The 24,957-nt window shown below is 70.8% G+C and carries 22 protein-coding genes; 16 read left to right on the forward strand and 6 right to left on the reverse strand.

Annotated elements, in window-relative coordinates:
• The first annotated feature begins 22 nt into the window (after positions 1-22).
• On the forward strand, positions 23-826 hold the full coding sequence (locus ACZ5VQ_RS06715) for a nuclease-related domain-containing protein (RefSeq protein ID WP_469103952.1): 804 nt from the start codon (positions 23-25) through the stop codon (positions 824-826).
• Positions 827-915: 89 nt separating this feature from the next.
• Here ACZ5VQ_RS06715 and ACZ5VQ_RS06720 read toward each other — a convergent pair whose 3' ends face one another.
• A complete protein-coding gene (locus ACZ5VQ_RS06720) occupies positions 916-2,217 on the reverse strand; it encodes a vanadium-dependent haloperoxidase (RefSeq protein WP_469103953.1) in 1,302 nt (433 codons plus the stop codon).
• Between the two features lie 67 nt (positions 2,218-2,284).
• A complete protein-coding gene (gene ligD / locus ACZ5VQ_RS06725; RefSeq protein WP_469103954.1) occupies positions 2,285-3,166 on the reverse strand; it encodes a non-homologous end-joining DNA ligase in 882 nt (293 codons plus the stop codon).
• Positions 3,167-3,237: 71 nt separating this feature from the next.
• Here ligD and ku point away from each other — a divergent pair, with 71 nt between their 5' ends.
• Positions 3,238-4,239, forward strand: coding sequence for a non-homologous end joining protein Ku (gene ku, locus ACZ5VQ_RS06730; protein WP_469103955.1), 1,002 nt, complete (start codon positions 3,238-3,240; stop codon positions 4,237-4,239).
• A gap of 455 nt (positions 4,240-4,694) precedes the next feature.
• On the opposite strand, the gene ACZ5VQ_RS06735 is transcribed toward ku, so the two are convergent.
• Entirely contained in the window at positions 4,695-5,651 is a 957-nt protein-coding gene (locus tag ACZ5VQ_RS06735; protein ID WP_469103956.1) for an AraC family transcriptional regulator, read from the reverse strand.
• 443 nt (positions 5,652-6,094) lie between these two features.
• Here ACZ5VQ_RS06735 and ACZ5VQ_RS06740 point away from each other — a divergent pair, with 443 nt between their 5' ends.
• The 5 genes from ACZ5VQ_RS06740 to ACZ5VQ_RS06760 all read left to right on the forward strand — a co-directional run bounded on the left by ACZ5VQ_RS06740 (position 6,095) and on the right by ACZ5VQ_RS06760 (position 10,409).
• Positions 6,095-7,621 carry an ATP-binding protein gene (locus ACZ5VQ_RS06740; protein WP_469103957.1) on the forward strand — a complete coding sequence of 509 codons (1,527 nt, stop codon included), beginning with the start codon at positions 6,095-6,097 and terminating at the stop codon, positions 7,619-7,621.
• Positions 7,618-8,034, forward strand: coding sequence for a roadblock/LC7 domain-containing protein (locus ACZ5VQ_RS06745; RefSeq protein ID WP_055616679.1), 417 nt, complete (start codon positions 7,618-7,620; stop codon positions 8,032-8,034). The genes ACZ5VQ_RS06740 and ACZ5VQ_RS06745 overlap by 4 nt, the downstream gene beginning before the upstream one ends.
• Complete coding sequence (locus tag ACZ5VQ_RS06750) at positions 8,031-8,390, forward strand: DUF742 domain-containing protein (RefSeq protein WP_055616678.1); 360 nt, start codon at positions 8,031-8,033, stop codon at positions 8,388-8,390. Before ACZ5VQ_RS06745 ends, ACZ5VQ_RS06750 begins: the two co-directional genes overlap by 4 nt.
• Positions 8,368-9,036, forward strand: coding sequence for a GTP-binding protein (locus ACZ5VQ_RS06755; RefSeq protein ID WP_469103958.1), 669 nt, complete (start codon positions 8,368-8,370; stop codon positions 9,034-9,036). Before ACZ5VQ_RS06750 ends, ACZ5VQ_RS06755 begins: the two co-directional genes overlap by 23 nt.
• Positions 9,037-9,098: 62 nt before the next feature.
• A complete protein-coding gene (locus tag ACZ5VQ_RS06760) occupies positions 9,099-10,409 on the forward strand; it encodes a cytochrome P450 (RefSeq protein WP_469104079.1) in 1,311 nt (436 codons plus the stop codon).
• A gap of 598 nt (positions 10,410-11,007) precedes the next feature.
• Here ACZ5VQ_RS06760 and ACZ5VQ_RS06765 read toward each other — a convergent pair.
• Positions 11,008-12,261 carry a cytochrome P450 family protein gene (locus ACZ5VQ_RS06765; protein ID WP_469103959.1) on the reverse strand — a complete coding sequence of 418 codons (1,254 nt, stop codon included), beginning with the start codon at positions 12,259-12,261 and terminating at the stop codon, positions 11,008-11,010.
• 247 nt (positions 12,262-12,508) lie between these two features.
• Between ACZ5VQ_RS06765 and ACZ5VQ_RS06770 the strand changes: the two genes are divergently transcribed.
• The 6 genes from ACZ5VQ_RS06770 to ACZ5VQ_RS06795 all read left to right on the forward strand — a co-directional run bounded on the left by ACZ5VQ_RS06770 (position 12,509) and on the right by ACZ5VQ_RS06795 (position 20,611).
• Positions 12,509-12,844 carry a hypothetical protein gene (locus ACZ5VQ_RS06770; protein ID WP_469103960.1) on the forward strand — a complete coding sequence of 112 codons (336 nt, stop codon included), beginning with the start codon at positions 12,509-12,511 and terminating at the stop codon, positions 12,842-12,844.
• Between the two features lie 262 nt (positions 12,845-13,106).
• Positions 13,107-14,315 (forward strand): MFS transporter, encoded by a 1,209-nt coding sequence (locus ACZ5VQ_RS06775; RefSeq protein WP_469104080.1) that lies wholly within the window; start codon positions 13,107-13,109, stop codon positions 14,313-14,315.
• Between the two features lie 73 nt (positions 14,316-14,388).
• Positions 14,389-16,155 (forward strand): beta-galactosidase, encoded by a 1,767-nt coding sequence (locus ACZ5VQ_RS06780; protein WP_469103961.1) that lies wholly within the window; start codon positions 14,389-14,391, stop codon positions 16,153-16,155.
• Positions 16,155-18,764 carry a beta-galactosidase gene (locus ACZ5VQ_RS06785; RefSeq protein ID WP_469103962.1) on the forward strand — a complete coding sequence of 870 codons (2,610 nt, stop codon included), beginning with the start codon at positions 16,155-16,157 and terminating at the stop codon, positions 18,762-18,764. Before ACZ5VQ_RS06780 ends, ACZ5VQ_RS06785 begins: the two co-directional genes overlap by 1 nt.
• Before the next feature lie 106 nt (positions 18,765-18,870).
• Positions 18,871-19,959 carry a LacI family DNA-binding transcriptional regulator gene (locus ACZ5VQ_RS06790; RefSeq protein ID WP_362078105.1) on the forward strand — a complete coding sequence of 363 codons (1,089 nt, stop codon included), beginning with the start codon at positions 18,871-18,873 and terminating at the stop codon, positions 19,957-19,959.
• 118 nt (positions 19,960-20,077) lie between these two features.
• Entirely contained in the window at positions 20,078-20,611 is a 534-nt protein-coding gene (locus ACZ5VQ_RS06795; protein WP_469103963.1) for a MarR family winged helix-turn-helix transcriptional regulator, read from the forward strand.
• 34 nt (positions 20,612-20,645) lie between these two features.
• Here the strand turns inward: ACZ5VQ_RS06795 and ACZ5VQ_RS06800 are convergent, their stop codons facing one another.
• Positions 20,646-21,392 carry a DUF4142 domain-containing protein gene (locus tag ACZ5VQ_RS06800; RefSeq protein ID WP_469103964.1) on the reverse strand — a complete coding sequence of 249 codons (747 nt, stop codon included), beginning with the start codon at positions 21,390-21,392 and terminating at the stop codon, positions 20,646-20,648.
• A gap of 211 nt (positions 21,393-21,603) precedes the next feature.
• Here ACZ5VQ_RS06800 and ACZ5VQ_RS06805 point away from each other — a divergent pair, with 211 nt between their 5' ends.
• Both ACZ5VQ_RS06805 and ACZ5VQ_RS06810 read left to right on the forward strand, forming a co-directional pair.
• Positions 21,604-22,152 (forward strand): hypothetical protein, encoded by a 549-nt coding sequence (locus ACZ5VQ_RS06805; protein WP_469103965.1) that lies wholly within the window; start codon positions 21,604-21,606, stop codon positions 22,150-22,152.
• Between the two features lie 65 nt (positions 22,153-22,217).
• Entirely contained in the window at positions 22,218-22,997 is a 780-nt protein-coding gene (locus ACZ5VQ_RS06810) for a DUF1963 domain-containing protein (RefSeq protein ID WP_469103966.1), read from the forward strand.
• A gap of 76 nt (positions 22,998-23,073) precedes the next feature.
• On the opposite strand, the gene ACZ5VQ_RS06815 is transcribed toward ACZ5VQ_RS06810, so the two are convergent.
• Positions 23,074-23,418, reverse strand: coding sequence for a hypothetical protein (locus ACZ5VQ_RS06815; RefSeq protein WP_469103967.1), 345 nt, complete (start codon positions 23,416-23,418; stop codon positions 23,074-23,076).
• An 868-nt stretch (positions 23,419-24,286) separates the two neighbouring features.
• Between ACZ5VQ_RS06815 and ACZ5VQ_RS06820 the strand changes: the two genes are divergently transcribed.
• Entirely contained in the window at positions 24,287-24,433 is a 147-nt protein-coding gene (locus tag ACZ5VQ_RS06820) for a hypothetical protein (protein ID WP_469103968.1), read from the forward strand.
• Positions 24,434-24,957 lie beyond the last annotated feature (524 nt).

Here is a 24,957-nt window from a genome sequence, read left to right on the forward strand (position 1 = left end):
CATGGTCGTGGGGTGATGGTGCATGAGCGGACTGCGCGTCATACCGACCTGGCGCCACGGCCAGGAGCGGCTCTACGTGTGTCTCACCGACGGCAGGAATGTCGCCTGGTACGACAGGGAGGCGGCCAGGGTCAACCTGCTCAGCGAGGAGCGGCGCGAGGACGTGCTCGACGTGCTCGGGCCGTTCCTGAGCGGCGAGGTGACGGTGGGTCCGCCACCCGTGCCCACGCCCGTGGAGCTCGCGCGGCTGTCCCTCCACCCGGACGACGACCTCGCGCCGAACCGGCCCGGCGAGGCACTCCAGATCGCCCTCGACCGCGAACCGGCCGCCCCTCGCCGTATGCGCCCCGATCCACGCCGGCGTGCGCTCATGGCGGAGCAGGCGGTGGGGGAGGCCCTGGACCGCCTGGACGGGGCGGGCTGGCACACCCTGCACTCGGTCCCGCTCCCGGGCGGCGACCGCATCCACCATCTCGTCATCGGCCCCGGCGGTCTCTTCGCCGTCCGCGCCCTCCACGCCCGCAAACAGCGGGTCCTGGTGGCCGATCCGATGGTCACGGTCGGCCGCCGCGAGCCGCACCCACTGCTCCGCGCCGTACGAGCCGACGCCGACCGCGCCTCGTACGCCCTGACCGCGGAGGTCCGCCCGGTCCTGGCCGTCTTCGCCCCGTCCTCCCTCGACATCACCGCCCCCCTGCGGGAGGCCCGCGTGCTCACCGACACGGACCTCCCGACACTGACCCGCCTCGGCGGAACCCTCAAACCGGCGGACGTCGAGGCACTGCACGCTATGGCCCGCGACAGGCACACATGGACGCGGGTGTGAGGGTCCCGCGACCGGCGCGGCGCATCGACGTGCGCGACGAACGAGGCCAATCGAGGCATGCGTTCGGCACGGCGGGCCGAATCACGTGATCAGTGCAGCGGCGCGAAGTGGTGGTCGAGTGCCCAGTTGCCGATGTGCCGGCCGATCCGGTTGCCGACGACGTCGGCGGTGCGGAAGTGGATCCCGCTCCAGATCCGGGCGTTGATCACGTCCCGGTTGTAGTCGGCCGACCTCGTGTACGTACGGGTGGTGCCCGTCACCGCCGACGAGACGCGGAGGTCGATGTCACCGCCGGTCAGACGGTCCAGTACGGCCATGACGGCCCCGTCGTTGGCGCAGTGGCCGCCGATGTACTCCGGGTACGGGGGTGTGGTGAGCAGCGGCTCCCAGGACGGGTCGGCCTCCGTGGCGGGGTTGCCGTCGGTGCCGGCCAGCCGGATCGCGGTGATCGGACGCCACAGGGCGTGGGTGAACTTGGAGTTCCACGTGGTGATCGTCGCGTCGGCGCTGGCCGTGTTGGCGGCGGCGAACAGCCGGGCCGCCTCGACGATGTCCAGTCCGTGCCGTGCCGTGTGGTCGCGGTAGGCGGCCTGGAGCTGCTGCGGCAGGGGGTCGGAGAAGAAGCGCGCGGTCTCCGTCTGCCGGGCCGTCCGCCCAGGGCTGTTCCTCGCGCCCATCGACTTCACCTCGGCGAAGTCCCGGGCGTACCTCTTCGACGTCAGCGCGGGCGGCGGGCCGGGCATGAACCGGTCCGGCGAGTCGAAGAGCATCGGCCGTAGCTTCCCCAGCCACGGGTTCGCGAAGCGGCCGAAGCCGGGCGGGGTCGGGCGCCAGACGCCGGGGGCGGGCTTCTTGTCGTACGTCACCGGGTTGTCGCGCCCGTCGTTCTCACGCAGCTCGACGATCCGCGCGGCGGCGCGTTCCCCGAAGCGGACGCCCCGGTCCTCGGCCTTTCCGTCGGGGATCCTCGCGAGCGACGCGCTGTAGGCGGTGTCGATCCGGGCCTTCGACGCGGGGAAGTACGTCAGGAGGACCCGGCGGGCGGCAGCCGCCGCGGCCGCCTCGGAGGAGGCGCCGCGGGGACCGCGTACATGCCACTTGTACGGGGTGTAGCGGCCCTCGATGCCGACGACCGCGTTGTAGACGGCGGCCGAGACGAAGCCGTACCAGAGGAACGGTTCGGCCGTCGGGCGCCGGGCGTCCACGCTGACCACGGCGGCGGCGGTCTCGCTCCAGTCGGTGATCACCCCGGCGCCCGGGACCCGCGCCGAGGCCAGGTCCGGGGAGGCCGTGGCGGCCGTGGGTGCCCAGGGCAGGGCGCCGAGGGCGAGAGCCGTCAGCCCGACGACGAGTGAGCGGCGGACGGTACGGGAGGGCGGTGGTGCTTCCATGGTGCTCCTTCTGTTGTGAGGTCCCCCCTCGTCTTCGGTGCGGGTCCCGCCCCCCGGCCGGCCGTGCTCAGGGCAGTGGGCCGGCGCGCTCCGGATCGAACAGCGGGGCCAGCAGGTCGCCGTGGTCCCGCAGTCGCGGCCCGATGTCCTGGGCCAGGAAGGTGAGCCCGCGGGGGGACCGGCACTCCTCGACCTCGGTCCATGTCACCGGCGCCGACACCGTCGGCTCCGCCCGGGCCCGCAGGGTGTAGGGGGTCGCCGTCGTCTTACGTGCCGCGTTCTGGCTCCAGTCGACGAAGACCTTGCCGGGCCGCAGGCTGCGCGTCATCCGGTGCACGACCAGCCGCGGGAGCGCTTTCTCCGCCTCCATCGCGAGCTCCTTGGCGTACTCCGTCGTCCGGCCGGAGGGCGTCGGCCGCAGCGCCGCCAGCAGATGCAGCCCCTTGGACCCCGACGTCTTGGCGTACGCCTCGATCCCGTCCGCCGCGAGCCGCTCCCGCAGCCACAGCGCGACCTCGCAGCACTCGACGACGGTCGCGGGCGCCCCCGGGTCGAGGTCGAAGACGAGCCGGTCGGCCTCGCCCGGTGCGTCGATCAGCCACTGGGGCGTATGGAACTCGGTCACGAGGTTCGCCGCCCACACGAGGCTCGGGAGGTCCTGGACCAGCACCATGCGGGCCGGTCCCTCCGACCGCGGCACCTCAGCCGTGGTGACCCACTCGGGCGTACCCGGCGGCACGTTCTTGGCGAAGAAGACCTGGCCGTCGGGCCCGTCCGGGTAGCGCAGGAAGGACAGCGGCCGGTCGCGGAGGTGGGGCAGCAGGACCTCGGCGGTCGTCGCGTAGTAGTGCAGCAGCTCGCCCTTGGTGAAGCCGGTCGCCGGATGGAGGACCTTCTCCAGATTGCTCAGCGCGAGCCTTCGCCCCTCCACCTCAGTGATCGGCGTCATAGGATGACAATCCCACGATTTCATCCTGAAACGTCTGAACCCGTACCCAACCGATCGGAAAGGTGCTGCACGTGCGATCCATATGGAACGGCGCCATCTCCTTCGGCCTGGTCAGCATCCCGATCAAGCTCGTGAACGCCACCGAGAGCCACTCGATCTCCTTCCGCCAGATCCATCTGGAGGACGGCGGCCGCATTCGCTACCGCAAGGTGTGCGAGCTGGAGGAGCGCGAGGTGTCGGCGCCGGAGATCGGCAAGGGGTACGAGGACGCGGACGGCTCGATCATCCCGATCACGGACGAGGACCTGGCGTCCCTGCCCATTCCGACCGCCCGGACGATCGAGATCGTGGCCTTCGTGCCGGCCGACCGGATCGATCCGCTCCAGATGGACACGGCGTACTACCTGGCGGCGAACGGGGTGCCGGCGGCCAAGCCGTACACGTTGCTGCGGGAGGCGCTGAAGCGCAGCCAGAAGGTCGCGATCGCGAAGTTCGCCCTGCGTGGGCGTGAGCGGCTCGGGATGCTGCGGGTCGTCGACGACGTCATCGCGATGCACGGGCTTCTCTGGCCGGACGAGATCCGTACGCCCGAGAGCGTCGCGCCCGACTCCAGTGTCACCGTCCGGGACAAGGAGCTCGATCTCGCGGACGCGCTGATGGACACCCTCGGCGAGGTCGACCTCAACGAGCTCCACGACGACTATCGCGAGGCCGTCGAGGAACTCATCGCCGCCAAGGCCTCCGGCGAGAAGGTGCCCGCCGTGCCCTCCGCCGAGAAGGGCGGCGGCAAGGTCATCGACCTCATGGCCGCGCTGGAGAGCAGCGTCCGCCAGGCGAAGGTAGCCCGCGGCGAGGCGGACTCCGACGCTGACGCCGACGTGAAGCCCATCCGCAAGACCCCCGCCCGCAAGGCCTCCCCCAAGCCGGCCTCCGGCAAGAAGTCGACAGCCAAGAAGACGGCCGCCAAGAAAACAGCGGCCACAAAAAAATCCACAGCCGACTCCACCAAGAAAACAGCCGCCAAGAAGACCCCGGCCAAGAAGTCGCCCCCTCGAAAGCGAGCGTCGGCGTAGCCCTCCGGGGGTTGGCGGTGACATCAGTGCGGCCTGCTGTGGCTTGCGTGCGCAGTTCCCCGCGCCCCTAAAAACACCGGTAGCCGCCGAGGCCGGTTCACCACGTGCCGGCCGTCGTCGCTTGTGTGCGCGGTTCCTCGCGCCCCTAACAGCCCGAGGCCTGTTCATTACGTGCCGGCTGCCCTGGTTGTCCGCGCCTGACTGGGCCCGGATGGTCCCTCTGGCCGAGGGGACGTGGCGGGATGTGTGTCCGCAGCTTACGAGGACACCAGTTGGCGGTCACCGGGCGGCAACCGCGCCTTACGTCACCGGCTGCGGACACACATCCCGACGCGGCCCCGCACCCAGGAGACGAGCCTCAGCCCCCACCCACCCAGGGGCGCGGGGAACTGCGCACCCAGCCACAGCGCAGCCGCACCCGAAAACGAAAACGAACCCGCACCCACACAAACCCCTCAGCGCACCCCGTGCCGCATCTCCCGCGGACTCACCCCGAACCGCTGCTTGAACGCCGTGCTCAACGCGCTCGCCGACGAGAACCCCGACGCATACGCCAGATCCGTGATCGTCATGTGCTCGCACTCCCCGCACTGAAGCCGATCCCGCACAAGCCGCAACCGCTCCTCACGGATCAGCTCCCGCGGCGTGGTCCCCACTCGCTGCAACGCCAGCTGGATCTGCCGCAACGACCACCCGAGCGCCCGCGCCATGGACGTCCCGGTAAGCCCGGGATCCGCCGCGTGCTCCCGTACATGACGGCGAACCACCGCCTCGACCTCGGTCAGATGCCCGGACGAGTCGGGCCGGTCGTCCCCGACAGAGATCATGCACAGCAGCTCGACGATCCGGTCGGACACGGCGTTGAACTCGGTCGTCGTCAGGCTCTCCCGCTCCGCCGACAGACTCTCGATCATGGAGCCGACGACCCGCCCCAGCCCGGTCGTCAGATCGATACCGGTCGCCAAGGGCGATTTCCGGTTCAGCGGCCCGTCGATCTCACGGGCAGGTATGGAGAAGATGATGCCCCGCAACGACGCGTCGTGGAGCAACTGGAACGGCGCCCCGAGCGTCATCAGACTCCCCGCACCGGGCGTGAGCCGCGCCTCCTGGTCGTCCTGCCGCAGCACCAGCTCCCCGGAGAGCGGAAGCAGAAACCGGTAGTCGGGATCGGGCTCCTGCCGCACAAGCCTCGGCGTACGGACGTACTCGATCTTGTCGCAACTCCAGTCGACGATCTGGTACGTGTCGGTGCCCTGCCGGATCATCTCGCCGCGGAACGTCTCGGGGCTCGCGTATCTGAAGTCCATCCGGGTCTGGTACGACCCGACATGCTCGCTCCAGAAGTCGGTCCGCTCACGCGGATCCACCTCACCGGTCGTCTGCGACTCCACGATGTAGGTTCCCGCGGGCAATGCGCTTCCTCCGCCCAGAGTGTGCCCGGCCGAAGCCGACATGCCTGATCAACTGGAGTTCTGGCCACGGCAGTTACAGCTCGTAAGCGTAGTGCACACATTCCGTTTACGTGGTCCGAGTGCGACAACCGAGTGGCCGACGGCACACACACGACACGCACGCACACGACGCACGCACGCGACACGCACGCACGCGCTACGCACACACGACACGCGCGCACGCCAACCCGCGTGCGAAGCCACCGACGCGCCCGGCGCACGACAACGCGCCCGACGTTGCGCCTCACGGCAACTTCCTTGCGCGCGCGGAAAAGTGCGCGCGCCCGCTCGCGACTACCGTCGGGCGCCGCGTCCCCCATCTCCCCACGCCCCTCATCCCGCACACCCAACACACCCACCCCCCAATCACCACCCTCCCCGCCTTTGAGAACTTCGAGGACTCCATGAAGGAACAGATACCGGAGGCGGTGTTCTGGTGCGTGGCCGTCGGCCTGCTCGCCGTCACCGTGCTGCTGGTGCGCCAGCGCGGGATCACCGCGCGGCTGCGCCGACGCACCACCGAGCTGGCCGAGGACGTGCGCACCCGGGAGGACGAGGTACGGCACCTGGTCGCCGTACGCCTCCCCGCGATGGAGGACCACGGCCCCCAGCAGCCGCTCGCCGGCGTGGGCCTGCTCGACGCCGGACTCGCCGGCAGCGGTTTCGCGAAGTCCCTCGACCACGTCCTGGAGCGGTTCGCCACCGCCGTGGAGCACGCCCAGGCCCGCGCCGACCAGTCCGCGAAGGCCGCCCTGAAGTCGTCGATGCGCTCGATCCAGGCGCTGGCCAACGAGCAGCAGGTCGCCATCTCCGACATGCAGGACCGCCACGACCGCCCCGACGTGCTGCGCGACCTGCTCGAGATCGACCACGCCAACGCCCAGTTCGGCCGCCGCGCCCAGGCCATCGCCGTACTGTGCGGATCCTGGCCGGGCCGCCAGCGCTCCACGTCAGCGCTGATCGAGGTCGTCCGCGGTGCCACCTCCCGCATCCGCGACTACCGGCGCGTACAGATCCACGGCCAGGCCGACATCGCCGTCGAGAGCCGGGCCGTCGAGCCGGTCGTGCTCACCATCGCCGAGCTGCTCGACAACGCGGCCCGCCACTCGCAGCCCAACACCAAGGTCGAGGTCAACGTCCAGTCCGTGCACAACGGCGCCTGCGTGATCATCGACGACGCGGGTGTCGGCATGGACGCCCACGCCACCGAGCGGGCCGCCGCCCTGTTGTCCGGACGGCACGCGGTGGACGTCACCCGGCTCGACGACCCGCCCCAGTTCGGGTTCGCCGTCATCGGCGTGCTCGCCGCGCGTTACGGGTTCAGCGTCTCCGCCGACACCCGATCCCCGTACGGAGGCGTCCGTGCCGTCGTGTTCCTGCCGTCCGCCCTGCTCACGCACCGGGACACCGCGGAGGAGCTGCCGCCCGTGACCGCACCGCCCGCCCGCGCCTCCTCCTCCCGTGCGCCGGCCGCGTCGGCCCGTACGACCGAGCCCGCTCGTACCACTGAGCCCGCTCGTACCACTGAGTCCGCTCGTACTACCGAGCCCGCTCGTACCACCGAGGCCGCCGGTCGTACGCCCGTGTCCGCCGATACGTCGGCGACCGCGCCGTCCTCCGCCTCCGCATCCGCCTCCGCCGACGAGCCGGTGCCCGGCCGGTCCGCCGGGCTGCCGCTGCCCGCCGAGACGGCTGCCGCGGCCGCCACGGCGACCACGGCCGGTGGACTGCCCAAGCGTCGCCGGCGGGCCCAGGCGCAGGCGGAGCCCGCCGCCGGAGCGCAGGAGCCGCCCGCGCCCCTGGACGACCCCGGCGACCGCTCGGCCGAGGAGACCGCCCGCCGCATGGGTGCGTTCGCCCGCGGCACGCTCCACGGCCGTGCCGCCCAGGACACCACCCCCCACGAAGACGAAGGGAACATCCAAGGATGATCGAGCCCACCACGAACAACGAGTTGGGCTGGATGCTCGATGAGGTCCTGAAGGTCCCCGAGGCGCGGCACGCGATCCTGCTCTCGGCCGACGGCATGCTCCGGGCCCACTCCGCGGACATCGGCAGGGACGACGCCGAACGGCTCGCCGCGGGGCTCTCCGGCGTCCAGTCGATCAGCCGCAGCACCGCCGAGTTCTGCGGCAGCCCGCACACCCCGTGGCGGCAGACCCTGATCGAGTTCGCGCACGGCTACGTCTTCCTCGTGGCCGCCGGCGAGGGCGCCTACCTCGCGGTGTCCACCACCGAGCACGTGGACATGGAGGCCGTCACGTACCGCATGCACAAGCTCGTCGACCGGCTCGGCAAGGAACTGACCAGCCCAGCGCGCCGGGACGCGGGCAGCCCGGCATGACACCGCCCAGGCGTCCCGGAGGGAAGCTGGTGCGGCCGTACGTCGTCACGGACGGCCGCTCCCACCCGACCCGCAACACCCTGGACCTGGTCACGCTGCTGATCGCCGCCGACGATCTGCCGCTGACCGGACTGAGCCCGGAGAAGCGGGCGTTGATGGAGCTGTGCCGGCCCGGCGCGCTGTCGGTCGCCGAGGTGGCCGGACATCTGGCGCTGCCGGTCAGCGTCACCAAGGTGCTGATCGCCGACCTCATGGACAGCGGCCACGTCGTCACCCGCGCCCCCATTCCGTCCGCCCGGCCGTCCGAGACCCGCATCCTCCAGGAGGTCCTCGATGGGCTCCGCGCCCGCCTCTGAAGACAGCCCCGCCGGGGGCGTCCACCTGCCGAGCGGTGTGCAGACCGCCGTCAAGGTCCTGATCGTGGGGCACTTCGCGGTCGGCAAGACCACCTTCGTCGGCGCGCTGTCCGAGATCCGGCCGCTGCGCACGGAGGAGGTCATGACCCAGGCCGGCGCGCTCGTCGACGACCTCGCGGGCACGAAGGACAAGACGACCACCACCGTCGCCCTCGACTTCGGCCGGCTCACCCTCAACGACTCCCTCGTGCTGTACCTCTTCGGCACCCCGGGGCAGCAGCGCTTCACCGAACTGTGGCAGGACATGACCCGCGGCGCGCTCGGCGCGCTCGTCCTCGCCGACACGCGCCGCCTCGGCCAGTCCTTCGACGTCATGGGCGTCCTGGAGGAACTGGGCCTGCCGTACGCCGTCGCCCTCAACGACTTCGACGACGCCTCCGCCGGGCACGACCTGGAGGAGGTCCGCGAGGCCCTCGACCTGCTCCCCGAAACACCCCTCGTACGGTGTGACGCCCGCGACCGGATCTCGTCCACGCACGCGCTGATCGCCCTCGTCGAGTACCTCCTCACCCGCAATGCCGGCCGCGCCGACGACAGGGCCGGCACTGCCGGCAGTCCAGGCGACAGTGAACTGGAGCACGCGTGACCTCCCCCGAAGCCCCCGGCCCCGTCTCCGCGCCACCTGAGGGCTGCCCCTTCCACCACCCCATGTACGGCCCCGAGTTCGCCGCCGACCCCGGTGCCCTCTACGGGAAGCTGCGGGCGCACGGCAACACCGCGCCCGTCGAACTCGCGCCCGGCGTCCGTGCCACGCTCGTCACCGGGTACGAGGCCGCGCTGCACGTCCTGCGCAGCCCGGAGACCTTCTCCAAGGATCCCCGTCGCTGGCGCGACCTGGCCGACGGCACCGTCGCGCCGGACAGCCCGGTCGTGCCGATGATGATGTACCGGCCGAACGCGCTGTTCACCGACGGCGAGGAGCACCGCAGGCTCCGCGGCGCCATCACCGACAGCCTGGCGCGCGTCGAGCCCAACACCCTGCGCGGATACGTCGAGCGCAGCGCCGACACGCTGATCGACCTCATCGCGCCGCGCGGCGAGGCCGACCTGCTCGGTGAGTACGCCCAGGTCCTGCCGCTGCTCGTCTTCAACCGGCTCTTCGGATGCCCGCCCGACCTCGGCGAGCGGCTCGTCGAGGGCATGTCCGGGATCTTCGACGGCGTCGACGCGGAGAAGGCCAACGAGCTGCTCACCGTGACCCTGCTCGACCTCATCGCGCTCAAGCGCGCGCGACCGGGGCAGGACATGACGTCCTGGATGATGGCCCACCCGGCCGCACTCACCGACGAGGAGATGATCCACGAGCTGGTCGTCCTCATGGGCGCGGGCACCGAGCCCCAGCAGAACCTGATCTCCAACGGGCTGCGGCTGCTGCTCTCCGACGACCGGTTCGCGGGCAGCCTGGGCGGTGGCAGCCTGCCGGTCGAGGACGCGCTCGACGAGGTCCTGTGGACCGATCCGCCGATGGCCAACTACGCGGTGCACTATCCGATTCGGGACGTCGTGTACGAGGGGACGCTGCTGCGCGCCGGTGATCCCGTCGTCATCAGCCTCGCCGCCGCGAACACCGATCCGGCGCTGACGAATGATCAGCGTGCGGGTAATCGCGCCCACTTGGCGTGGAGCGCCGGGCCGCACAACTGTCCGGCCCAGAGTCCGGCGCGGTTGATCGCCGCGGTGGCGGTCGAGAAGCTGCTCGACCGGTTGCCTGATGTGGAGCTTGCGGTGCCGGTGGGGGAGCTGGAGTGGCGGCCGGGGCCGTTCCACCGGGCGTTGGCCTCGCTGCCGGTGCGGTTTCCGGTGGCGCCGGTCAGCGGGGAGACGGTGGCCGGCCGGGAGGGTGTGCGGCGGCCCGCCCTGCCCGCGTTCGCCGGGCCTCCTCCGGAGACACCGGTTGCCGAGACCGTTCGCCCCACGGGGGTGTGGGCGCGGCTGCGGGCGTGGTGGCGAGGGGAGTAGGGAGTAGGTAGGGGTTCTTTTTCGTTTTCGGGTGCGGCTGCGCTGTGGCTGGGTGCGCAGTTCCCCGCGCCCCTGGGTGGGTGTGGGCTGAGGCTCGTCTCCTGGGTGCGGGGCCGCGTCGGGATGTGTGTCCGCAGCCGGTGACGTAAGGCGCAGTTGCCGCCCGGTAACCGCCAACTGGTGTCCTCGTAAGCTGCGGACACACATCCCGCCACGTCCCCTCGGCCAGAGAGACCATCCGGGCCCAGTCAGGCGCGGACAACCAGGGCAGCCGACACGTAATGAACAGGCCTCGGGCCGTTAGGGGCGCGGGGAACTGCGCACGCAAGCGACGACGGCCGGCACGTGGTGAACCGGCCTTGGCGGCTACCGGTGTTTTTTAGGGGCGCGGGGAACCGCGCACGCAAGCGACGACGGCCGGCACGTGGTGAACCGGCCTTGGCGGCTACCGGTGTTTTTTAGGGGCGCGGGGAACTGCGCACACGAGCCACGACGGCCGGCACGTGATGATCCGGCCTCCGCGGCAACCGGTGTCTTCAGGGGCGCGGGGAACTGCGCGACCGCCCCACCGGCCCGCAGCATGCCCCGGCCGGAGCCGTCAGCCAGTCGGGCTGAGCCTTACCGGCAGGTACCGGTGGCCGTTGGAGATGAAGGAGGCCACCGGGCTCAACTCCTGGTCGGGGACGGCGAGTTCGAGGTCGGGGAAGCGTTCGAAGAGGGCGGGCAGCGCGATGCGGGCCTCCATGCGGCCGAGCGGAGCGCCGAGGCAGAAGTGGACGCCATGGCCGAAGGCCAGGTGCTCCTTGCCGAGGCGGGTGACGTCGAACCGGTCGGCATCCGCCCCGTGGTCGACGGGGTTGCGCCCGGCGGCGGCGTACGCGGCAAGGATCGCCTCACCCTTCGCGATCACCACACCCTCGGGCCCGCCCAGTTCACCGATCGCCAGGTCCTCCACCGCGTACCGCAACGGCAGGCTGGCCACCGGCGCCTGCACCCGCAGGGTCTCCTCGATCACGTCGTCCCAGGTGGCACGCCCCGCCCGGACGTGCGCCAACTGCTCGGGATGGGTCAGCAGCGCGTGAATCGCGTTGTCGATGAGGTTGACCGTGGTCTCGTGCCCCGCGCTGATCATCAACACCAGCGTGTCGAGCAGCTCCTGCTCGCTCAGCCGCGTGTCGCCCTCGTCGTCGCGCGCGGCGATGAGCCCGGAGGTGAGGTCGTCGCCGGGCGACTCCCGCTTGGCGGCGACGAGTTCACCGAGGGCCGCGTACAGCCTCGTGTAGATGTCCGTGACCTCCTCCGGGGTGGCGGCGGTGTTGAAGATGCCGTCCACGACGGCCCGCAGCTCCGCGCCCTTCTCCTCGGGCAGTCCGAACAGCTCGCTGATCACCTGGATCGGCAGCGGGTAGCAGAACTCCTCGCGCAGATCGACGACCTCGCTCCGCCGCCCGGCCTCGTCGATACGGTCGAGCAGAGTCTTGGTGATCTCCTCGACACGCGGCAGCAGCGCGGCCGTCCGGCGGGCGGTGAACGCCTTCGCCACCAGGGTCCGCAGGCGTTTGTGCTCTCCGCCGTACGCCGTGAACATGTTCTGCACGGCGACCCAGGTGAACAGCGGCCACTCCGGGGAGATCTCCCCGTTGATCCACACCGGCCAGTGCTGCCGCGGGTCCTTCGACACCCGTGGGTCGGTGAGCAGCTTCTTGAGCAGGTCCGTACTACTGACCGCCCAGGCCTCCACACCGTCGGGGAGCTCAACTCGTGTCACCGGACCGCGCTCGCGTATCCGTGCCGCCTCGCCGTGGATGTCGCGACCGGACGGGTCGATGACGATGGAGCCCTGCTCTGACATGGGAGCCTCCCAGTATCTGAAACGCGAACCGCACAACATCAATACGGCGAGTGACGTTACGCGGCCGTAGGGTTCGCGAACGAGAGCGCGCGGGACGTGCTGCGCATGTCGACAAGTTCCCTACGCGTACTGGCAAGTTGGTGAATCGGCTCCGCCCTAGGGTCGTCTTCCCCGGGCGAGAGGCGGTGAGAGCCGGACCATGCCGAGCAGCGATGTCCCCAGGTGGCTGCGGCCCCTCGGACCGGGCGTGCGGACGCTACCGGCCGGCGAGTGGTGGGACGCGGTGCGGGTTCCGCTGGCCACGGGCCTGAGCATCCTCGAACACCTCGGGCCGCGTACGGGAGCCGTCATCGAGGACGGTTACGGCGGCAGCGGCATCCTCTACTGGCTCGTCCCGCCGGGCGAGGCCGCCGACTGGGACCTCCCCCCGGCCCAGATCCTCGGCTCCGGCTCCCATGTCGCCATCCCGCCGCGGCACCGTACGTACGCCCCCGGTCTGCACTGGCGGGTGCCGCCGACCAGGACCCGGCACTGGACGGACCCGGCCGGCCTCCACGCCGCCCTGCGCGCCACCCTGTCCTGACCGACGCCGGGCGTCCGAGCCGGACTCCCGCCCGGGTCCGGACCTCACCCGCACTGTCTGCTGCGGAGATCTTGACGGCTTTGAGTTACCGGTAACATCATGGTTCTCGTAGCGCTGCCGCCGGCGTCCGGGCCGGCTCGTCGCCCACGGGAGCGTGGGCCGTCCACTGGAGTCCCGCGTGAGTGACCACGTGACAGGCCCGACGACCGGGCAACCGGTCGCGAGCGTCCCGAAGCATGCCCAAGTGGCCCCGGACGCAGCCGTGTTCAGCCGAGCGGCGGTCGTCGCCTCCTGCGTCGGCTTCGTCCTCATCGGTGCGCTCCAGGCCCTGTACGGTCCCGCGATCCCCGCCTTCCGCGAGGAGTTCGGGCTCTCGCCCTCGGCGGCCGGGCTGGGGCTGAGTGCCCACTTCGTCGGCGGGGTCGCGGGGGTCCTCCTCTTCGACCGGCTGTACGGGCAGCTCGGCAACCGGCAGATCCTCGGAGCCTCGTATCTGCTGATGGCCGTCGGCGCGGCGGGCTTCGCGCTGGCGCCGAACTGGCCCCTCGCCCTGGCCGCGGCCCTGCTCGCCGGGCTGGGCTTCGGCGGCATCGACTACGGGCTCAACCAACTCTTCGCCGTCGGCTTCGGCCATCGCTCGACCGCCATGCTCAACATCCTCAACGCACACTTCGGCATCGGCGCGATCCTCGGCCCGGCCCTGATCGGCCTGGTCGGCTCCGAGCACTATCCGGCGGTCTTCCTCGTCTTCGCCGCCGTCAACCTGCCGCTGCTGCTCTGCCTCAAGGGGGTACGTGACCATGTGCCGCATCCCGCCACCGGCCGGCCGGCGGAGGAGCGGGGCAACCGGCAGGTGCTCGGCCGCAGCCTCTGGTCCGTACTCGCCGTCTTCGTCACCCTCTACGTCCTGCACGTGGGCATCGAGGCGGGCGTCGGCGGCTGGGAGCCCACCCATCTGGAGACGGTCGGCCACGGCGCCGGGGTCGCCGCCACCGCCACCTCCGTGTACTGGCTGATGATGACCGTCGGCCGCTTTCTCGTGGCACCGATCGCGCTCCGCCACTCCGCCCAGGCCATCATCACCGTCTCGTGCGCCGGCATGACGGTCTGCCTGCTGCTGGCCGCCGTACCGGGGCTCGCCCCCTACGCCTACGCCGGTGTCGGGCTGTTCATCGCGCCGATCTTCCCCACCGGGCTGCCCTGGCTCAACAGGGCCGCCCCGCGGGCCCGCAGAGCCGGAGCCGTGGTCATCGCCGCGTCCATGGTCGGCGGAGTCGCGGCCGGACCCGCGCTCGGCAAGGCCATCGAGTGGTCCGGCGTCCGTGCGGTGCCCCTCCTGTTGTGCGCCGTCTCGGCGGTGTGCCTGGCGGCCACGGTGTGGTTGATCCGCGCGACGCGAACCGCAGACGCCCACGTTGATGTCGACGCCCTCGCCGACGCCGACGCCCACGCCCACGCCGACGTCCGCTGAAGAACACCCCCGTCCCGGGCGCAGCACGACCGGCGCCGCCCTGAACTCGGTTGAACCGAAAGGAAGTTCCCACATGTCCGCTCTGACGACGTCGTCCGACGGTTTCCTCCTCCACGGCGAGCCGTTCCGCATCATCTCCGGCGCGATGCACTACTTCCGCATCCACCCGGACCAGTGGACCGACCGGCTCCGCAAGGCCCGTCTGATGGGCCTCAACACGGTGGAGACGTACGTCCCGTGGAACCTCCACCAGCCGGAGCCCGGCACCCTCGTCCTCGACGGCTTCCTCGACCTGCCGCGGTTTCTGCGCCTCGCCCGCTCCGAGGGACTGCACGTCCTGCTGCGCCCCGGCCCGTACATCTGCGCCGAGTGGGACGGCGGCGGCCTGCCCTCCTGGCTGACCACCGACCCCGACATCCGGCTGCGCTCCAGCGACCCCCGCTTCACGGACGCGCTCGACCGCTACCTCGACCTGCTGCTGCCCCCGATCGTGCCCCAACTGGCCGCGAACGGCGGCCCGGTGATCGCCGTGCAGGTGGAGAACGAGTACGGGGCGTACGGCACCGACACCGCGTATCTCGAACACCTCGCCCAGTCCCTGCGCTCGCGCGGCATCGAGGAACTCCTCTTCACCTGCGACCAGGCCAACCCCGAGCACCTGGCGGCCGGCAGCCTGCCCGGCGTCCTCGCCACCGGCACCTTCGGCAGCAGAATCGCGTCCTCACTTGAGCAGTTGCGCGCCCACCGGCCCGAAGGGCCCCTGATGTGCGCGGAGTTCTGGATCGGCTGGTTCGACCACTGGGGCGAGCCGCACCACGTGCGGGATGCCGACGACGCCGCCGCCGACCTCGACCGGCTGCTCTCGGCGGGCGCGTCCGTGAACATCTACATGTTCCACGGCGGCACCAACTTCGCCTTCACCAACGGCGCGAACCACGACCACGCGTACGAGCCGGTCGTGACGTCGTACGACTACGACGCCGCCCTGACCGAGTCCGGCGACCCCGGTCCCAAGTACCACGCCTTCCGCGAGGTGATCGCCCGCCACGCCCCCGTCCCCGACGAGCCGGTCCCGGCACCCGCCCGCAAACTCCCGCTCACCACGGTGAAGTTGGACCGCCGGGCCGCACTGCTCCCGCACGCGACCGCCCTGGCCAAGCCCGTACGCGTCGACGCCGACCCGGTGACCGCGGAGGAGCTGGGCCTGCGGTCGGGGTACGTCCTCTACCGCACCACGGTCCCGGACCACGGCGACGGACTCCTGCACTTCTCGGGCGGTGTCGGCGACCGCGCCCAGGTCTTCGTGGACGGCGCCCCCGTCGGCGTACTCGAACGTGAACGCCACGAGGAGGCCCTGCCTGTACGCGTTCCGCGGGCCGGTGCCTCGCTCGACGTGCTCGTGGAGAACATGGGCGGCGTCAACTACGGCCCGCGCATCGGTGCGCCGAAGGGGCTGCTCGGTCCGGTCACCTTCAAGGGCACGGCTCTGCAGGGCTGGGACTGCCATCCGCTGACTTTCGACAACCTGGGCTCCGTGCCCTTCGCCCCGGCGTCCGAAGCGCCCGAGGACGCCGGTCCCGCCTTCCACCACGGCACCTTCGAGGTCCGCGCGCCCGCCGACACGTTCCTCTCCCTGCCCGGCTGGACCAAGGGCCAGGCCTGGGTCAACGGCTTCCACCTCGGCCGCTACTGGAACCGCGGCCCGCAGCGCACGCTGTACGTCCCGGCGCCCGTACTGCGCCGCGGCACCAACGAACTGGTCCTGCTGGAGCTCCAGGCCACGACCGGCCCGCGCGCGCTGCTCACCGACACGCCCGACCTCGGCCCGGTGAAGCCCTGATGCCCCACCACTTGCGTGTTCCCGCGCGCGTCGGGCCTCCGTTAGCCGGCCATCTCCCCTTCGCCGACGCCCCCGGCGTCCCCGACCCGATCGAGGTCACCAGCCGGTACCTCACCCGTGGCGGCCGCCCCTGGTTCCCGGTCTCCGGCGAGTTCCACTACACCCGTTACCCGGCCCGGGACTGGGAGGAGGAACTCCTGAAGATGAAGGCGGGCGGGGTGACCGCCGTCGCCAGCTATGTCATCTGGATCCACCACGAGGAGGCCGAGGGTCGCATCCGCTTCGACGGCGACAGGGACCTGAGGCGTTTCGGCGAACTCTGTGGGCGCCACGGCCTGGACTTCATCCCGCGGATCGGTCCCTGGTCCCACGCGGAGGTGCGCAACGGCGGCCTCCCCGACTGGCTGCTCGCCCGCGCCTGCACCCCGCGCACGGACGATCCGGTCTATCTGGCCCCCGTACGCACCTGGTTCGAGGCGGTCGCCGGGCAGTTGCGCGGGCTCGACCGTGCGCACGGCGGCCCGATCGTCGCGATCCAGATCGAGAACGAGCTCTACGACCGGCCCGGCCATCTGCTGACGCTGAAGCGCATGGCTCAGGAGGCCGGGCTGAGCGCCCCGCTCTGGACGGCGACGGCGTGGGGCGGGGTCCAGCTCCCGCCCGACGAACTGCTTCCGCTGTACGGCGGCTACCCCGAGACGTTCTGGACGGAGGCGGACGGCGGCTGGCCCGACACCTGCCGCAAGCACTTCTTCTTCACCCACCAGCGCGACGACGAGGGCATCGGCGCCGATCTGCGCCCGACGACGGTACGCGGTGACGACCCGACGTCCCTGGAGGGCCGATTCCCCTGGGCCACCTGCGAGTTGGGCGGCGGAATGGCGGTCGCCTATCACCGCCGCCCGCGCGTCGACGCGGCCGACGTGGGCGCCCTCGGCCTCACCAAGATCGGCTGCGGCTCGGTGTGGCAGGGCTACTACATGTTCCACGGCGGCACCAACCCGCAGGGCGAGCTGACGACCCTTCAGGAGTCCCACGCCACCGGATATCCCAACGACCTCCCCGTCCTGACGTACGACTTCCAGGCACCGCTCGGCGAGTACGGCCAGTACCGGCCCACGTACGACGAACTGCGGCTCCAGCACCTGATGCTGGCCGACTTCGGTCAGCTGATCGCGCCCATGCGGTCCGTGCTTCCCGAGCGGCAGCCGGGCGGGCAGTACGACCGGGAGACGCTCAGGTGGGCGGTCCGCGCGGACGGGCGGTCCGGGTTCCTCTTCGTCAACAACCATCAGCCGCACGAACCGCTGCCGGACCATCCGGACACGTCGTTCACGGTGGAGTTCCCGGACGCCGGTGAACTGACGTTTCCCAGCACTCCGGTGACGATCCCTCAAGGCGCCTATTTCTGCTGGCCGTTACGGCTCGACGTGGGCGGACTGCGGCTCGACTGGGCCACCGCCCAGCCCGTCTGCACGGTTGACGCCGACGGTCGTACGGTCCTGGTGCTGGCCGCGGTCGACGGGATCGCCCCCGAACTGGCCCTGGACACCAGCACGTTGAGGTCGGTCCACGCGCCGACGCGGCAGGTCTCCTCCGTCGGCGGCCGTGTCCTGATCACCGGGCTGAGGCCCGGTACCGACGCCCTCGTCGAGGTCACCACGACGGATGGCAACCGGGTCGGCCTGCTGGTGCTGGACGCGGCGACCGCCCGGACCGCCTACCGGGGTGTCGCGTGGGGAGCGGAGCGGCTGGTGCTCTGCGCCGACGGTGTCGTCTTCGACGAGCACGCGGGGGACGGCGGGGACGGCCGGGGCGGGCAGGGCGAGGTGCGGGTGCACAGCCGACGGGCCGGGGAACCGTCGTTCGCGGTGCTGCCGGCGCCGGAGCGGGCGCCGCTGGTGACGCCGGCGGGGGAGGGGGAGGGGGTAACCGGGGTGACGGGGGCGGTCGTTCGGGAGGCGGCGGACGGGGTGCTGACGCGCTACACCGTGCAGGGCGGCGGCCGTCATGCCGTCGTGGAGGCGTCGGCCACGCCGGTCCGGGCCTCCGTCGGCCCGCCGCCCGAGCCGGTGACGGGTGTGCTGGGCCGGGCGAGCGCCCCGTCGGACAAGTACTTCGACACCACGTCGGCCGCCGAGTACGCCGTCGCCCTGCCGGACGGCATCCCGATCCCGGGCACGCTCCTGCGCATCCACTGGACCGGAGACGTGGCGCGGGCGTACGTCGGGGACACGCTCGTGGCCGACCAGTTCGCCTCGGGGCGGGTCTGGGACATCGCCCTGGACCGCCTCCCCGCGGATGCCCTCCGCGAGAAGGGCCTGCGGCTGTGGGTGCTGCCCCGGCACGCCGACGCGCGGGTGTACGTGGCGGCGGAGGCGCGCGGAGACGGGGGAGGAACGGTGGCGGCGGAGGCGCGCGGAGACGAGGGAGGAACGGTGACGGCGCGAGCGCGCGGAGGCGAGGGAGGAACGGTGGCGGCGCGGACGCGCGGAGACGGGGCAGGAGCGGTGGACGGGCAGTCGGGCGGCGCCGGGGGAGCGGTCGCTGCGAGCATCGGGCGCGTCGAGTGGGTGACGGGCCGCACGTGGGTGTTGCGGGCGGGCTGAGCCCCGGGGCTCGGCCGCCGGGGCCCTCTCCCTCCCGGCGGCCTATCCTGTGGGCCAGCCGGGCGGGGCACGACCGCCGGGACGAACCCGAAGGACATCACCCGTCATGACCCGAAGTGCCGGTGACGGCGCGCCGCCCCAAGGCCCTCCCAAGGACCTCCCCAAGGGCCGCAGCCGCCGCAACTTCGCGGGAGCGCGGCCGGTGATGGACGACGTGGCGCGCCTGGCCGGAGTCTCCAAGCAGACCGTCTCCCGCGTACTGAACGACAACCCGTCCGTCCGCCCGGAGACCCGCGAGTCGGTCCTGACGGCGATGCGCACACTCGGCTACCGCCCGAGCCGCAGCGCGCGCTCCCTGGCGAGCGGCAGAACGCGCATGCTGGGCGTGATCTCCTTCGACGCGGCGCGTTTCGGTCCCGCCTCGATCCTGACCGCGATCAACACGGCGGCCCAGGAGGCCGGTTACCTGGTGAGTTCCATCGCGCTCGACACGGCCGACCGGGCCACCGTCGTACGGGCCGTGGACACGCTGTCGGCCGAGGGCGCGGACGGTGTGATCGCCATCGCCCCGCAGCGCTGGGTGGGCAGGGCGCTGGCGGAGGCCCAGCTGGACACCCCGCTGATGGTGCTGGAGAACGACCTGGGCAAGGACGCGTCCTTCGTCACGGCGGACAACCGCGCGGGCGCGCGCAAGGCCACGGAACACCTGCTGGCACTGGGCCACGCGACGGTCTGGCACATCGCGGGTCCCACTGGCTGGCTGTCGGCGGACCGGAGGGTGGAGGCCTGGCGGGCCGCGCTGGAGGCGGCCGGGGCCGAGATCCCCGAGCCCCTCATCGGCGACTGGAGCGCCGACTCGGGTTACGAACTGGGCCGCCAACTGGCCGCCCGGCCCGACGTCACCGCGATCTTCGCCTCCAACGACCAGATGGCCCTGGGCCTGCTGCGGGCCCTGCACGAGGCGGGCCGCCACGTCCCCGACGACGTCAGCGTCGTCGGCTACGACGACATCCCCGAGGCCGCGCACCTGCTGCCCCCGCTGACCACGGTCCGCACCGACTTCCCCGAGATCGGCACCCGATCCCTGCACCTGCTCCTGTCCCAGCTGGACGGCCCGCCCGAGCCCGCCGTCGGCCGCGTCGTACCGGTCGAACTGATCGTGCGGAGGAGTACGGGACCGGCGCCGGGCCGTTGACCTGTACTCGGGCACGGCCGGGACATCGGGCCGTCCTCCCCGTACGCAGGTCATGGAGAAGGAAAATCTGTGCGGATCAGGTGCGTGGTCGGGCACCTCGGCGGGATAGAAAGGACACATGCCGGAGCACGAGACCCCCACCGGGGCCATGGACGATGTCGACGCGGTGACCCATGCGGTGCTGACCGCCTCCCGCCTTCTCGTCGCGGTCTCGGCGCGCTCGCTCGCCGAGGTCGAGGAGCGCGTGACGCTGCCGCAGGTGCGGATGCTGATGGTGCTCGCCACGCGCGGCGCCACGAAACTGGTCACGCTCGCCGATCTCCTCCAGGTCGCGCCGTCCACCGCCATGCGCATGATCGACCGGCTCATCGCCGCCGGGCTGGCCGACCGCCAGACCAACCCCACCAACCGCCGCGAGACCCTGCTGCAGCTCACGGAGGAGGGGCGGCACACGGTCGCGAACGTGACCGCCCGTCGGCGCGCCGAGATCTCCGCGATCGTCGAACGGCTCACCCCGAAACAGCGCGAGGCACTCGTCGATGCGCTGACGGCGTTCAACGAGGCGGGCGGCGAACCCCTGGCCCCGGCGCTGGACGACGCGGAGCCGTACCCCTTGGGCTGGGTGGACACGCCGGCCACGCACGAGGCCTGACCCCTTCCTTCCCGTTCCTTCCCGCCGGCTCGGGTCACCCGCCGCTCGGGCTGGGAGCCGGCGTCGGGGAACTCGTGTTCACATCCAGCCCCGGGGGCCTGTTGAGTACGAGAACGGGCGAGCCCGGCTGCGGCGCGGGCGGCGTCATCGCGTCCTTGGGGAGCTTCGGCGGGGTGGTCTGCTGGAAGTTGACCTGGTCGTAGTTGACGAGGTCGGTCTTCTCCAACACGGTGATGTGGTCGAGAACGGTGTCGTTGGCCAGGTCTGCCAGCTGCCGGATCATGCTGTTCTGGGTACTGGCCCGGATCTTGGCGATGGTCGGGAAAATCTGCCCGTGCGTCACCCGCATGATGTTCACCGCGGTCGTGTCGAACTGCTTGCCGGTACTCCCGTCGACCGTCGCCACGAACTGCTGCTGTTGCGGGCTGGCCTGGTTGGGCAGGGTGATGCCCAGCTCGGGAGCGATGTTCCGGCACATCTCGTCGAGCCCTGAGTGCCCCGCGACCAGATGCTCCCCGGCCTCCTTCATCTCCGGGGTCGTCCCCCGCTCCATGGCCATCAGCCCCAGCGGGTGCTCCCACAACCCCGCCGCCCGGACCTTGATGACGAAGTCCCGGTCGGCCTCCGTCAACGGCCCGTACCGGGTGTTGGCGATGATCCGTGCCTGGTCGGTCGTCGTCTTCTCTATCCCGACGAGGGCGGGGTAGGCCAGCGCGGTGAGCGTCACGGCCAGCCCACCGATCACGAATACGGTTCCCGCCGTGCGTTGCGTTACGCGCATGGTGCCTCCTGGGTGAACGGCTCGGTCCACAGGGGTACGGATGAGAAGCACAATGCAATCATTGCTCAAGGTAAATTTTGCACTCTGCCGTTCCTACGGCTCCCTCAGCTCCCTCATCGCGTCCCGTCCTCCCGCCGACGGGTCGTACCCTCCAGTACGCCCCTGGGGTGGTCGGGCATGGGAGGTGGACGGACTGACCGGACGCGATGCCATGGGGGGCTGTTACCGGACGTTCACCCTGCCCGCGGCGGAGGATCCGTGGTTCGAGAAGGGCGAACGGTGCGTGAAGCTCGGACGCACCGGAAAGGTTCTCCTGGCCATCGGAAACGGCCCTCCGCAGAACTGCACCGTGAAGGAAGGAACAGCGGTGTTCGTCCTCGGAATCACGACCGTCTGCGACGACGTCGAGGAGCCTCCGTACTACGCGGTCGGCGAAGCCGCCCAACGCAGGTGCACCTGGGCCGACCTCCGTGCCACCACCGAGTCGGTGCGGCTCACTGTCGACGGCGGCAAGGCCATCGATCTCCAGAAGCGACGCTTCGCGATATGCGCACCGCAGCAGGCGGTTCAGCTGCGGCCGGACAACTTCCTGAACGTACCCGCCCAGCCCGCGACCTTCACCGCCTGCGGGTGGGTGGCACGGCTGACGGACCTCGCACCGGGTCGGCACGTCCTCCGCTCGGAAGCGACCTTCGTCGACGGAATCGAGCCGCACGTGTGGGCTCCCGTCATCAACGTGGTCCGGAAGAACCACCGTTGAGGACCTTCGGCCGCAGCGATCGGACGATCCGCGACATGTCAGTGGCCCGTGGCACGATCGCGGGTATGACTTCGATCGACGAACCGATCCTTCTCAAGACGGCCGCCGAGTACGGCGTTCCCGGCCCCGTCGCACAGGAGTTGATGGCCCGGACCCGGTCGTGCCTCTATCTGGTGCTGGACAGCGAACTGCCCGAGTCCCGGCGGGAAAACGCCCGCCCCGCCGCACGAACGGGCGGGCTCCCCGCACTGCCGGACGGGATGGACTGGCCCGAGGGGAGAGAGCCGCTCGTGCTGAGCGTCGACTGCGCGGCCCTGCCCCGGGACGTCCTGGACATCGAACTGCCCGCCGACGGGCAGCTGTTGTTCTTCACGCATATCTCGTACCCGCCCGAGTCGTCCGCGGTGCTCCATGTCCCTGCCGGAGCACGCACCACGGAGCGCGCCGCGACGTACGAATTCATGGGTGAGGCCATGGAGGTCACGGTCTACGAACCGCGCACCCTGTATCCCGTGCCCGGACTGACCGTCGACAGCGAGTGGGAAGCGGGCCCGCAGACCAGCACGTTCCTGGACGGCGACGGAGCCGTGGACGCACTGGAGAGGTTCGAGGAAGCCGTCCTCGACCTGGCCTACGGCGGACCTCGCCCCGGCGTCTGCGTACAGATGGGCGGGTTCTCCGACCCGTGGGACATGGCACCGGACGAGGGCGATCTCGTGCTCTTCGCGCAGCTGGCCGGGCAGGCGATCGACTACGACGTATGCACCATGAACCTGATCGTGGGCACACGGGAGGTCATCGCCGCCCGACGATATGCCGACCTCCGGTACGACCAGCAGACCTGATCCGGACCATGGTCGGCCTGGTCGGCCTCGTCGGGGACGGTCGCTCGGGTGCCGTTGCTCGGGTTGGTTGCCGGGATCACTCCTGGATGGAGGCCATGCCCATCGGTGCGTAGTGGTTCCCTGCCGCGGCTCCGACCGGGGTCGCGGCGCTCAGCCGGGCGACGACAGTCGCGGGGTCGAGCTCGATGGCTGCGGCGGCGAGTTGACCGGTCGTCACGCCGAGGAAGTGATGTGTGAACAGGACCGGCACCTTGACCTGACGCAGCATGGACTCGTGGTCGCAGTTGACGGTGGCCCGCCCGGAGACGAACGCGTCCCCCCGCTCGGGGTCGTACTCCCGCAGGTCCTGAGGAGGAGAGGTCGGAGTCGGCCCAGGACCTCCGGTGCCGGACGGCGCCATCTTCTGCGACGCGGCGAGCATCCAGGCGGGGATCTCGCGGCCATCGCGGCCTGCATCCCGGCGAAGTCACCGATATTCCACTGCGGCCCGAGCCACTTAAAGCCATGAGAAACTCACGTTGCTCACGGTGCTGGGCACGGACCGCTTCGCCGCCGAGGCCGAGTGATGCCACCCGCGGCGCCGTTGGCACCCTTTCGAGACGGAAATCCGCTGAGTCCGCGGAGAACAGCCGAAGCGCGCCGTTCGATGAGCCGCTGGACAGTCTCCCGGCGGACAACGCGGTTGAACTCCCTGCCCGGGCCGACGAAGACCGCGGAATCGAACCGCCTGGCGTTCAACAGCGCACATCTCCCGGAGCAGTTGTGCGGTGCGCCGCCGCTGGGCGGATTGACAGCCCTGCCCTGCGGATGCGCCGTTGGCAGCTGTAGATCGATTGTGACTGCCGGTCGTAGTCTTTTCGCCCGACGGCGCCGGCGGGACCGGGAGGAGGGCAGGCGCAAACGCTTGGCCCGCCGCGATCGGCATGCGCAGTCCCCTGCCGGGGCAGAGGAGCTGACCCGGCTCTCCCCAAGCGGAGCTGGCGCGGAGAGCCAGGTTCGAGAACTGGGCAGGCTGGCTGCCTACTCACGCTTGCCTGCATTCGGGAAGCTGACTGCCCCAGCCACCACCGATCCAGTCCCTCCGCTGCTGGACTTCATCGTCACGCCGGAACCGCGAGTGCGACCCGCTCTGCCTGCCCTTGCCATGTGACCCAGAGGTGTGTCGGCATGCGCGGGTTTCCCGTGCGATAGATCAAGAACTCGCGTCCCTCTCCAGGCGCGAGTGTCACGTTGCTGATTCGGGTTCGGAAGCTGAACTCTCGATTTTGGGTGCTGACGCCTGGAGCATCGTGAATCGTGACTCCCGTTGCCACAACTCCACCAACGTTGCGAAGACGCAGGCGGCTGCTGCCTCCAGTGCGCTCGACTCGCAACTCCACCTGTGGCTCTGCCGCTCTTTGTCGCTCTTCGGCTTCCTGCCGCTGGAGAGCGAGTGACCCCTCGGCCGCGATCGCCGACCGCTCGGCAGCATCCGACGAACGTCGTGCCTCCCGCGCGGACGCCTGCGATGCCTCGGTCGACCGCTCCGAAGCCCGAGCAGAACGGACACCGAGCCGGTAGCTGATGACCAGCGAAACGACCGATACCGCCAGAGCTGCCCATCCAGGCAGGTCACCTATCTCCATGGCCGGGGACGATACCGACGCGATGGACGCACTCAAGCCGGAAACCGACTGCCTCCATGAGTCCGTTGTACTCATCCCGGCGGTACCAAAACCAAACACTGACGCGGTGCATTGAGCGGAGAGGACGTGCAGTGCGCTCACCAGTAGAAGTCCGGTGACCTGCTGCGAAGCACCTCATGATCGAGACGCCACCACAACATGGTCACTGACATGGAGCCACATTCGGTGGCATCCACCTGCACATACGCCAAGACCCCGTCCTCAGCGAAAGCGCTGGTGGCGGGGTCTTCGGGCACCTCATAAAGGGTGCCCCCGGCAGGATTCGAACCTGCGCA

The organism is Streptomyces sp. NPDC033178, from assembly GCF_055577685.1.